This window comes from Puniceibacterium sp. IMCC21224 (assembly GCF_001038505.1).
Classification (GTDB): domain Bacteria; phylum Pseudomonadota; class Alphaproteobacteria; order Rhodobacterales; family Rhodobacteraceae; genus Puniceibacterium.
Map to the genome: position 1 here is coordinate 3,640,215 of NZ_LDPY01000001.1, position 11,319 is coordinate 3,651,533.

General features: G+C 58.8%; 7 protein-coding genes. All 7 read right to left on the reverse strand.

All coding sequences use genetic code 11. The features are described from left to right. Positions 1–83 precede the first annotated feature (83 nt). The gene (locus IMCC21224_RS27230; RefSeq protein ID WP_047996347.1) at positions 84–7,358 is read right to left on the reverse strand and encodes a VWD domain-containing protein; all 7,275 of its coding nucleotides are present in this window, start codon (positions 7,356–7,358) and stop codon (positions 84–86) included. A 219-nt stretch (positions 7,359–7,577) separates the two neighbouring features. Continuing rightward, positions 7,578–8,747, reverse strand: coding sequence for a site-specific integrase (locus tag IMCC21224_RS17005; RefSeq protein ID WP_047996348.1), 1,170 nt, complete (start codon positions 8,745–8,747; stop codon positions 7,578–7,580). 436 nt (positions 8,748–9,183) lie between these two features. Continuing rightward, a complete protein-coding gene (locus IMCC21224_RS17015; RefSeq protein WP_047996350.1) occupies positions 9,184–9,468 on the reverse strand; it encodes a hypothetical protein in 285 nt (94 codons plus the stop codon). A gap of 87 nt (positions 9,469–9,555) precedes the next feature. After that, positions 9,556–9,870 (reverse strand): hypothetical protein, encoded by a 315-nt coding sequence (locus tag IMCC21224_RS17020; protein WP_047996351.1) that lies wholly within the window; start codon positions 9,868–9,870, stop codon positions 9,556–9,558. 135 nt (positions 9,871–10,005) lie between these two features. Beyond that, a complete protein-coding gene (locus IMCC21224_RS27915) occupies positions 10,006–10,167 on the reverse strand; it encodes a hypothetical protein (protein WP_156178320.1) in 162 nt (53 codons plus the stop codon). A gap of 177 nt (positions 10,168–10,344) precedes the next feature. Continuing rightward, the gene (locus IMCC21224_RS17025) at positions 10,345–10,608 is read right to left on the reverse strand and encodes a hypothetical protein (RefSeq protein ID WP_047996352.1); all 264 of its coding nucleotides are present in this window, start codon (positions 10,606–10,608) and stop codon (positions 10,345–10,347) included. A 285-nt stretch (positions 10,609–10,893) separates the two neighbouring features. Continuing rightward, positions 10,894–11,310, reverse strand: coding sequence for a TniB family NTP-binding protein (locus tag IMCC21224_RS17030; protein WP_156178321.1), 417 nt, complete (start codon positions 11,308–11,310; stop codon positions 10,894–10,896). Between the last annotated feature and the right edge of the window lie 9 nt (positions 11,311–11,319).

Below are 11,319 nucleotides of genomic sequence, written 5' to 3' on the forward strand. Positions count from 1 at the left end.
CTACGATGAACCAGAAACACTCCGTTGTTCAAATCATCAAATCTGTCCCACAGGTGATGACGTCAAACACACCAACAACCCATTTAGCCGATGAATATGAAATCATCCACCGTTAGGTCAGCAGCAGCCACGCCTGTTACCTGAATAATATGGCCGTTGAAGCTCATTGTGACCCCCGTGGCAATTGGACCTGCCCCAACATCGATCAAGGCATCTGTGATGTCTAATGCATTGACACGCCCCTGAAGGCCTTGGCCAGTCACGCCCGTTAGCCTGATCTGGTCCAGCCCATCCTCGAAATCCAAGACAAGGTCGACTTCGCCGCCCGTCAGTTCATTAAAGATAAACAAATCCGCGCCAGCGCCGCCGTTCATAGTGTCATTGCCCGCACCTCCATTCAGGCGATCTTCGCCTCCCCGACCCAGGATCAGATCGTCGCGCCCGCCACCAGCAAGGAAATCGTCGCCGTCTCCACCGTCCACGGTATCGTCGCCTTCGCCGCCGCCTATGGCATCCGATCCGCTGCCGCCGTCGATGGAATCCTGCCCGGTACCACCACCGAGGCTGTCGTTGCCGCCTTCGCCGAGGATTGTGTCCTGTCCGAAGGAGGCGCCAATCGTGTCGTCACCCTCGCCGCCGCGAAGGAAATCGTTGCCATCCCCACCGGCGACTACGTCGTCGTCCCCGCCACCAGCTACGGAATCGTCACCTGCACCACCACCGATCGTGTCGGAGCCGCTCTGCCCCAGCAGGGTGTCGTTGCCGGGACCGCCACCGATATTGTCGCGTCCCGGGCCGCCCTCCACGCTGTCGTTTCCGGCGCCGCCCGAGATGTTGTCGTCTTCAGAACCGCCGAGCAGGGTGTCGTCGCCGTCCTGGCCGATCAGCCCGTCGTCGCCCGCAGCACCGTCGATCATGTCGTTGCCGTTGCCACCTTCGACCCGGTCTTCTCCATCGCCGCCGTTTAGGGAATCGTTGCCTTCACCGCCGACCAGTGTGTCGTCGCCTGCACCGCCCGACACTGTGTCGTCACCCGCGCCGCCGTCGATCAGGTCGTCGCGGTCGGTGCCACGAAGGCTGTCCGCTTCGTCAGCCCCGGTGAGTGTTTCAAGAACATCCGCCTCAGTCACCGGATCGACCTGTGGGTCCGTGGGGGGCACGAAGGCCGGAATATCCTGTGTTGCCTCGGCAAAGGTGACGTCGCCAGACAGAGCCACGTCGAGCACGGTCGCCTCGAAGGCAAAGGTGCCGGGCACCAGACCTGCATTCAGCGCGGCCTGTTCGGCTGCGGCGCGGACATCCGGGTCGAGATCGTCCAGCGTCAATGTACTGGCTGGGAAGCTGAGGTCGGTGAAGGTTGCGGTGCTTTCGCCGTCTTGGTAGTCAAAGAACGACGATTGCTGGTCGATCCGCCAGGCGTCGGCGAAGATTCCGTAGATTTCTTCGGCCACCACGGGTTGGGTCAACACGGTGCCGTCACGTAGCATAAAGTCGTTGGCCGGATCGCCATCGGCATTGCCAAAGATCCCCTCGACCCGCCCGCCGCGATCCGCGCCAAGGAAGTTCTGGATGGTCAGGAAATCGGTGAGGCCGGTGCGCACGCCGACCACCACGCCATCGCCGAATTCATTGGTGATGACGTAGGTGTTGAAGTCGCGGTAGATTGTGCCGTCGCCCAGCACCAGCGTTTCACCAAAGTCGAGCGTGACCGGATTGCCGTTGATGACCAGCGGGATCTCGCGGTCGGCGTAGATACCGACGGTGACGCCGTCGATCATGGTGGCGACGGCAGAATTGACCGACACCAGGTCGCTGCCGGGCAGTGGGGTCTGGCGTACCTGGAATTCGAAGGAGCCGTCGGCGCCCCGGAACATCACGAATTCGCCCACCGCCTGAAAGGCATAGCCAAGGCTGTCGAAGGTCTGGATATGCGGATCGCCAAAAGTGCGGGGAACGGGCGGGATGGCTTCTGGGGAGTTTGAGTCGCCGCCGAGTGGTGATGGTTCCAAAGGCGATTGATCAGACCCCCGAGGAGGTGTATCAGAATTTACTAATTCATCCAGAATTATCTTGCCGACATTTTTCGCTTTCTCGACCCAGCCCGGCACGCGTCCCACTTCTAAATAGCTCGGAGCCTCTAGACGTTCGCCTGAAACCGCCCCCACGGCCTCGTAAACACCTTGCTTTGCTAAGTATGCGCCACGTTCCGCTATCCCAAATCCAACACCCTTTGCACTCGTATTTACCAATGATGTTAGTGGAGTGCCTGCAACGATTGCAGATCCAACGGCTACCGCTCCATAACCCACGGCGTATTTTCCCACGCCAGCAGCGAAATCACCAGCACGCTCGCCAAATCCGTAATTCGCAGCATCTTGGCCAAAAGGATCATTCAGTAAAACTGGAATATTTTGAGCAAATCGATTCAAATTTGACATATCTCCAGTTAACCAAAGCGGATCTTCACTAAGAAACCGTCCTAGCTCGGTGTCATAGCTCCGCGCCCGCATGAACAGCAGGTCGTCTGCGTCTTCAGCCACACCCAGCGCGCCGTTGAACTCAAACACGTTGGCTAAACCCTCGACCTCCAGCAGCTCATCCCCAAAAGGCGTGTAGGCGTAGCTGTTGACCACGCCTCCACCAGCGCCGGTCATCGTTGTCACCGACCCTACCGCATCCGCATCGTAGAATGCCGTTGCGCCGCCGATCTCTGCCGATACCAGCCCTAGACCGTGGGCATACGTCGCGCTGACCGCCCCGCCGGTGTATTCGGCCACCACATTGCCCAGACCCAGCGGATCGACCAGATAGGCGGTCTCGACCCCGGCGTCGGTCTTTGACACCCGGTTGCCGAAAATGTCGTAACCGAACTCCATCACAGTTCCGTCCGGCCCGGTCACCGACACCAGACGGTTCTCTACGTCGTAGACATAGGCCGTCGTGCCCGCAGTATCGGTGCGCGAGATCATGTTGCCATCGGCGTCGTAGGCAAAGCTCGCATCCCCGACTTGGGTGTACTGGTTCAGCGCATTGGCGGAATAGAGCGTCGTCACCCCATCCTCGACCACCTGCGTGCGGTTGCCCGCCGCGTCGTATTCGTACTCCAAGCGGGTGTCGGATATCGCCGGATTGACCGAGACAAAATCTGCCGAGGTCAATTGGCCGATGGCGTCATAGTCATAGCTCCAAGTCCCGTCCTGACTCTGGTTCGTGACACGCTGGCCTGCATCGTCATAGGTGTAGGCGTTGAAGGAATGGATCGTGCTGTCGGCATCCAGATTGTCGATCCGCGTCAGGCGCCCGGCGGTGTCGTAAGAATAGGTCGAGACGGTGCCATTGCCATTTTCCTCTCGCATCAGATTGCCCGCCGCGTCGTAGTCATAGGAGACGATGGGGCCGTCGGCATTGCTCAGCCCGGTCAAGCGGCCCAATGCGTCGTAGGCATAGAACACCTCGTACCCGGCGCCGTCCGAAAGCGAGGCGCGCAGACCGGCGTCGTTGTAGGTGTAGATCAGCGACGTGCCGCCGGGATAGTCGATCTGAGTGACCCGCCCTGCTGAGTCGTAGTCCAGAGTCGTGGCGCCATCGGCCCCGGTGGCCGAAACAAGCAGTCCCGCGTCGTTGTAGCTATAGGACGTCGATCCCGCCGAGCTGTCGGATTCCGACAGCAGACGCCCGCGCGTATCGTAGGTGTAGCTGACATCATCGCCGCGCCGGTTGGTGTAACCGGTCAGGTTGCCTTGGGCGTCATAGTCGAATTCAAGCGCGGTGCCATCCGGCCAGGTCGCCGTTGTGATGCGCCCGCCCGTGTCGTAGGCAAAGCTGCGGGTGTTGCCGCCTGCATCTGTGAAGCTGCTAGGTGCGTCGCCAATGGCATCATAAGCAAAGGCCAGGGTCGCGCCGTTGGCATCCGTCAGTCCCACCAGCCGACCCAGATCGTCAAAGGCAAAGAGGGTTTCAGACCCGTCTGCAGCTCGAACGCCGGTCACACCGCCGGTGTCGTCGAACAAAAGCTGCGACGCCCCACCGGCGCCATCCGTTACCCGACCCAACAACCCGCCCGGTAGCAAGTCGATCTGGGTTGCGGTCCCGGCGCCATTTGTGATCGTCAAACCGCCGGCTGCATTGTAGGCAAAAGCTTCGGTCTGCAAACCGCTGCCATAGCTGGCCGAGGACAGCCGACCCGATGCGTCATAGCTGAACTCCGACAGGATGCCGCCCGGGGCCATATTTGTGACCATATCGCCCATCGTATCGTAGGCGAAGGTGGTCTGTCCCTCCGGTCGCGTTACCACCTGAAGCTGGCTGTTGGCATCATACGCAAAGGCGATGGATTGACCGTCCGCGTCCTCAATGCCGATCAGCGTGCCATCCGCCGCGCGGTCAAAGCTAAGCCCGGCACCATTCGGCCCAGTTAGATCAGTAATCTGCATGGCGCTGTCGTGGCTTGCCACGATCCGCTGTCCGTCGCTCAGATCCATACTCAGAAAGACGCCAGCGATATCGAATTGCAGCGCGCTGCCATTCTCCAACGTCAATGTATAGCCATTCGCCGTCTGTGACAGCGCACCATCAAAGCCTGTGGTGGCCGCGTAGCGCCCGTCAACCTGTCGCTCGAACGTCGCGCGCGCAGGAGAGGTTGCTCCTAGTACAGCGCCTGACAGTGATACCGACCGGTCGGCTGAGCTCGACAACGTGTAAAGTGCCGCAGAGCCCAGCGACAATGCTTGCAGCGCCGCTAGGTCGGTCAGCCCCTTCAATTGGACAGTACCGCCGTCAATGGCCAGTCCTATGTCCGCAACACTTGCCCAGCCCTGACCTAGTGACCCGACCGCTCCGCGTTCTGCCAGCGACCCGTAGTCACCCGCGGCATCAATTGCGTGAGCCAGAGCCGCCGTGGCGCTCGATCCGTTCAGTCCCAGCGACACCAAACCTTCGGAAAAGTTTGCTAGAGTCGAAACCAGACTGCCTACGCTTGACCCAAACTGCGTCGCGAAATTCGTCTCCATCCGGTCTAGAACGCTTGTTTCAACAAAGGCAGGAAGCAGGGCGATCGCCCGTTCCGCGATATCCGACACAGCACTCCTGTCGGCAATCTGAACCCGAGCGCCAAGCGTCGAACTAGGCCCTGCACTGCCACGAATTGAAACATCAAGCGTGCTGATTTGGCCTGTCGCCAAGTTATTAGCTAGCAGGAAAGCAGTCGGACCAAAGCTTTGCCCGAGAGAATCCGCAACGACACCGGCATCGGCGGTGACGGCCAGCAACAAAGGCGAGACGATGCCCGCAACGGGCGTTTCCTGCCCCGCGATTGCGCCAACGTCGATCGTTACACTTGCGACACCGCTTTGACCGGGTGTCAGGCTTTCCGGGAGCGTCAATGAAAGATCGATGGAACCTTGGTTCTCGACATCAAAAGTCGTCAAGTCGATGGACGTATCACCAGACGCAAAGTCGATCTGGCTGATGACGCCTCGGACATTACCGGCGCTGTCGTAAAAATCATCGATCCGGATCACGTCCGTACCGACCTGGACCAGCACATCCTGTGCATTGTTCAGATCCCGAACGATGGTCACACCACTGGACCTGATTGAGTTGTCGAACAGGATGCGCCCGCCGTCGGGACCTGTGGAGTTTTCGTTGATGACGTCGCTGCCGAAACCCGGCCCAAAGACATAGGTGTCAAAGCCGGTCCCGCCTGCAAGCGAGTCATTGCCCCCAACGCCGATCAGCGTGTCATCCAGTCCGAAACCGGTCAGCGTGTCGTCGCCTTCCGTGCCCAGGATCGGGATCTCCAGCGTCGTCAGGTCGATGGACGTATCACCAGACGCAAAGTCGATCTGGCTGATGACGCCTCGGACATTACCGGCGCTGTCGTAAAAATCATCGATCCGGATCACGTCCGTACCGACCTGGACCAGCACATCCTGTGCATTGTTCAGATCCCGAACGATGGTCACACCACTGGACCTGATTGAGTTGTCGAACAGGATGCGCCCGCCGTCGGGACCTGTGGAGTTTTCGTTGATGACGTCGCTGCCGAAACCCGGCCCAAAGACATAGGTGTCAAAGCCGGTCCCGCCTGCAAGCGAGTCATTGCCCCCAACGCCGATCAGCGTGTCATCCAGTCCGAAACCGGTCAGCGTGTCGTCGCCTTCCGTGCCCAGGATCGGGATCTCCAGCGTCGTCAGGTCGATGGACGTATCACCAGACGCAAAGTCGATCTGGCTGATGACGCCTCGGACATTACCGGCGCTGTCGTAAAAATCATCGATCCGGATCACGTCCGTACCGACCTGGACCAGCACATCCTGTGCATTGTTCAGATCCCGAACGATGGTCACACCACTGGACCTGATTGAGTTGTCGAACAGGATGCGCCCGCCGTCGGGACCTGTGGAGTTTTCGTTGATGACGTCGCTGCCGAAACCCGGCCCAAAGACATAGGTGTCAAAGCCGGTCCCGCCTGCAAGCGAGTCATTGCCCCCAACGCCGATCAGCGTGTCATCCAGTCCGAAACCGGTCAGCGTGTCGTCGCCTTCCGTGCCCAGGATCGGGATCTCCAGCGTCGTCAGGTCGATGGACGTATCACCAGACGCAAAGTCGATCTGGCTGATGACGCCTCGGACATTACCGGCGCTGTCGTAAAAATCATCGATCCGGATCACGTCCGTACCGACCTGGACCAGCACATCCTGTGCATTGTTCAGATCCCGAACGATGGTCACACCACTGGACCTGATTGAGTTGTCGAACAGGATGCGCCCGCCGTCGGGACCTGTGGAGTTTTCGTTGATGACGTCGCTGCCGAAACCCGGCCCAAAGACATAGGTGTCAAAGCCGGTCCCGCCTGCAAGCGAGTCATTGCCCCCAACGCCGATCAGCGTGTCATCCAGTCCGAAACCGGTCAGCGTGTCGTCGCCTTCCGTGCCCAGGATCGGGATCTCCAGCGTCGTCAGGTCGATGGACGTATCACCAGACGCAAAGTCGATCTGGCTGATGACGCCTCGGACATTACCGGCGCTGTCGTAAAAATCATCGATCCGGATCACGTCCGTACCGACCTGGACCAGCACATCCTGTGCATTGTTCAGATCCCGAACGATGGTCACACCACTGGACCTGATTGAGTTGTCGAACAGGATGCGCCCGCCGTCGGGACCTGTGGAGTTTTCGTTGATGACGTCGCTGCCGAAACCCGGCCCAAAGACATAGGTGTCAAAGCCGGTCCCGCCTGCAAGCGAGTCATTGCCCCCAACGCCGATCAGCGTGTCATCACCTGCAAGCCCGGAAATCGTATCTGCGTCGGGAGTTCCCGGAAGCTCCTCGGGAGAGGATGTGCCTGTAATATCCATTTGGAAGCCCTCTAAAAAAATAATCTCTACCGATTCTTTTGACTGTATTTCAGACAATCGCACGGGACAAACAATTTGAAGACAAGCAGCGTCTGCGGACATCTACGAGCAGACCTTTGGAATTAAAAAACTTAATTTCAGATACTTATGTTGAAAGTCAACGCTGATGAACCTTACGTACGTTTTTCGCGGGCAGTCGGTTAATTGTAAGTTGACGCATCAATCAATATTTGAGCCTCGAGAACTCAATTTTTCGGCCATTATCTCCGCTGCATCTCTCAGCGGATGATCTGCGATGTGTGCGTAGCGCTGTGTCGTCATCGGATTGGTGTGACCGAGCAGACGGCCAACGATTGCCAGACTCATCCCTCTGGATACAAGCTGCGACGCGTGGGTGTGCCGGTTGTCGTGGATGCGGTAGTCGGTGATGTCGGCCATGGTCAGCAGGGACCGCCAGAACTTCTTGAGGTCAACGATCGGTTTGTCAGCGGATCGGCCCGGAAACACGATATCTTCGGCAGCACTGCTTTGCCTGATCGCTTTCAGCAACGCCACCGCGGCCTTTGACAACGGGAGGTGTTCGGTCCGCTTTTGCTTTGTATGATGCGACGGCTTGGTCCAAACACCCCGCTCCAGATCGAAGTTCTCCCAATGGGCCGTCAGGACTTCGCCAATCCGCGCGCCGGTCAGCAGTTGCAGGCGGATCGCATTGGCCGCGGTCCGGTTGGGATGCTTTTCCAGAGCAACACTCAGACGAGTCAATTCGCCTTCTCCGAGCCAGCGATGCCGCTTTTCCTCGTGGAACTTTCCGACACCCTTTGCGGGATTGTCAGATCGCATCCCCCATCTGATCGACAGTTCGAACATCTTGGACAACAATGAGAGCGCGCGATTGGACTGATAGGGTGTGGCACTCAGGGAATTGTGGAAGGCCTGAATATCCTTGTGCCGGACGTCGGTCACCTTTTTCGAGGCGAATTTAGGCAGGATCAGGCGATCGAGCATGGAGCGGTCATTGGCGACGCTTTTGGGTCGCTTCTTTGGCACGGCGTGTACTTCGAGGTACTGATGGCAGAGATCCTGCATCGTTGGCGCATTGCGGACCTCCTTGGCTTCGGCGACCGGGTCAGCACCTCGAACCACGTCCGAGAGCAAACCTGTTGCGATCGCTCTCGCTTGGGCAAACGACATCAATGGTCCGTGCTGACCTATTGTCTTTCGCCGGGATTGCCCGGAGCTTCGGACCCTGTACTGGACGAGGTACGATTTGGAACCGTTTGGCTTCACTCGGACGCCGAAGCCGGGGAGCGATGCGTCCCAAAAGACTGTCTCGACTTTCGGGTTTGGTATCTTGTCGATGACTGACTTGGATAGACGTTGCTTGGGCATCTTTTGCTTACCTGTCAGACTTGGGTAAGCACAGGGTAAGCTTCAGACGCAGAAAATGATAGTAGGAAAAGTTGACGTCGAGGAGGTGGACCTGAGATTTTTACATATTTTCAGATATTTAAAGTACTGAACAGAAAATCCAAGAAATCTGTAGAAGCGCGGACCGTAAGACTTTTAATCAGTAGGTCTCGGGTTCGGATCCCGACGGGCTCACCATTAAATCTTTATAAATAAACAATTTTCCTAGAATTTACACGGGGCCCGTCCGAGCGTCCGAGTGCGTCCGTCTCGGACGCTACCAACAGCAGCGCTATGATGTATCTACCGTAGTGTTGTGGCGCGCCCTCAGCTTCTGGACGGAATGATATGACCTTCTGGACAAAAATTCTGAACTGAGGCGTCAGGAAAATGCCAACCGCCTCCATTTCCTGACGCCTCAGCGACTTCTGTTGCCACGATCGACCAGCACAAACGTCTGGCGATCGATCCGATCAACGCTCTTCGCCATCTTTGTGATCGATGCTGCGATCTTCTCCAAGGCGTCGGCCGCGCGGATCTCGGCTTCGGTTTCCGGTCGGATAGCCTGCTGCACGATACTCGCGGCCGAGGGTGTGGAATTCGCCTTTCCCCTCACAAGCAGAGCCGTAATGACTGCGGCCAATGCTGAGCCGAACGCCACAACCAGCTCCGGGGATAACGTATCCTTTAGTAACTCAATCATCAGTGCGCTTTGCCGTCTTGCTGGAGATATTGATCAGGCAATAGGCAGACCAGAGGGTCAGTATCCCGTAGAGGCCCGACGCCAGGCTCAGACCACTTGAAGCCGCAAATCCCCCTGTGAGAGCCCCAAAGGACCAGACCCCGAACAGCGCTCCTGTCGCCCGGATTTCCGGGGAGCGCGCCAGCGACCGTTGATCACCACCGCGCCGAGCTGCGCAAGGCCGAAGACGGCGAACACAACCGCCCAGACCGCTTCGGGCAGGAAGGTGAAACCACGATAAGATTCTCCCGCCATCATGCCGCCCGGCAGTGCCAGGGTGGTCCCCCTGGCAAACGTCGCGCTGCCCAGGACGATCTCGGTAAGGCGCGTATCGAGATGCCAGATCCAGAGAAGAAGTGGCATCACGGCCAGATCACGCCGGTCGGGTCGGTAAATGTTTCACCGTCATAGCGGCCATCCGCGCCATAGTTGGTCGCGACCTTCAACTCGCGCACAGGTGCTGCGTATTCGATCGCGCTCAGGTGGACATATTACCGGTTAGGCGAACCGATAGGTCGCACCCTCAACCAGCGACGGTGTCTGGCTGCGATAGCCGTTGACCCCAGCGGCCAGGCTTGCAACCCCAGCGGAAAAGGTCCAGCCCGTCGCCGCCCAACCGGTGCCGTCGTCGAGCGAGCCGTTTGAGATCAGGTTGACCATCGTGGTGTCGCCGTCGCGGAGGACGAAGGTGCGCCCTGTGTGACCGGGAATACCTCCCTAACCGCGTGCAGATCCCGGTCCAACGGCTCGCCGGTTGGAACCCAGTAGACCTGCAGTTGCTTGGTTCTCTCGTCTGTTGCTTGGTTTTCGCGTCTGAAGCAATGGCGACGGTCAGCGTCACGTGTACTTCTTGCGGCCTGTCACGTTGCAATAGAGCGCGAACCCCAGGCTGAGGTGGGTCGATTTTGACGAGCCACGCGGCGCGATGAACTGATCCCGCACACCTCTGTCGCTGGCAAGGATCTCAGGCACACGGGCAAAGGCGTGCTGGTGAAACAGGCTGTGTTCGCCCTTTACGTAGTGCGGAAGATAGGTCTCCATGAAAAACTGGAAGCCGGTGCCCGACCCGCCGGACACGCATTGCGCGCCACGCACGGGCACGAAAGCTGTTTCGGTGTTTGCGGGTGGACTTCAGCGGCCCGTTCGGCCCGGAGGTGATGACCCTGTTGCTGTCCAGCGCCTCGCGCCCGTGAAGACTAAGCTGATACTCGCCCGGCTTGTTGCGAACCAGATATCCACGGCGGACCAGGGCTGCAGCAGTGTCAGATACTGACTTGGTGGTGATGCCCAGGGGCTCGGCCAGGTCCGCCGTGCCGCGCACCGATGCGGCAGAAAACTGACGCAGCAGCCGCGTGGCCTTGCTGATATTGGGAGCGGCCTCCGACATCACGCCGCCTCCGGTACCACGATGGCATTGCCGGAATTACGGTCGCTCATGACAATCTGGCCCTGCATGTCGGCAAGCGTTACGCCGTCTGGCACAAAGTCGGACCTGAGACCAAACCGCTCGCTATGAGCGATGGCCTCAAGGATTTCCCGGTTGAAGCCTCGGCTGACCTTGCACACAAACCGCGCCAGATCGTCCGCCACAGGGACTTCACAACGTCCAGCAATGAGTGCCTTGGTGTCCTCGATCGACGCAGGCAGGAACCGCACCTTGCGCGGAGCGCGGCTTTCAATCTGGGGAAACCGGCGCAGGCTGTCCCGCAGTCGCCTCATGCCAACGAGGATCACCGGGATTTCGTGCCGGTCGGACAAACCGCGCAGGGTTTCCATGATTTCCTTACGGCTGACCGATGCCACGGGTCGTGT

Coding starts and splice junctions, on each gene's coding strand:
- IMCC21224_RS27915 (WP_156178320.1), bottom strand. CDS start 10,167: ATGGTCAACCTGATCTCAAACGGCTCGCTCGACGACGGCACCGGTTGG.
- IMCC21224_RS27230 (WP_047996347.1), bottom strand. CDS start 7,358: ATGGATATTACAGGCACATCCTCTCCCGAGGAGCTTCCGGGAACTCCC.
- IMCC21224_RS17020 (WP_047996351.1), bottom strand. CDS start 9,870: ATGCCACTTCTTCTCTGGATCTGGCATCTCGATACGCGCCTTACCGAG.
- IMCC21224_RS17005 (WP_047996348.1), bottom strand. CDS start 8,747: ATGCCCAAGCAACGTCTATCCAAGTCAGTCATCGACAAGATACCAAAC.
- IMCC21224_RS17015 (WP_047996350.1), bottom strand. CDS start 9,468: ATGATTGAGTTACTAAAGGATACGTTATCCCCGGAGCTGGTTGTGGCG.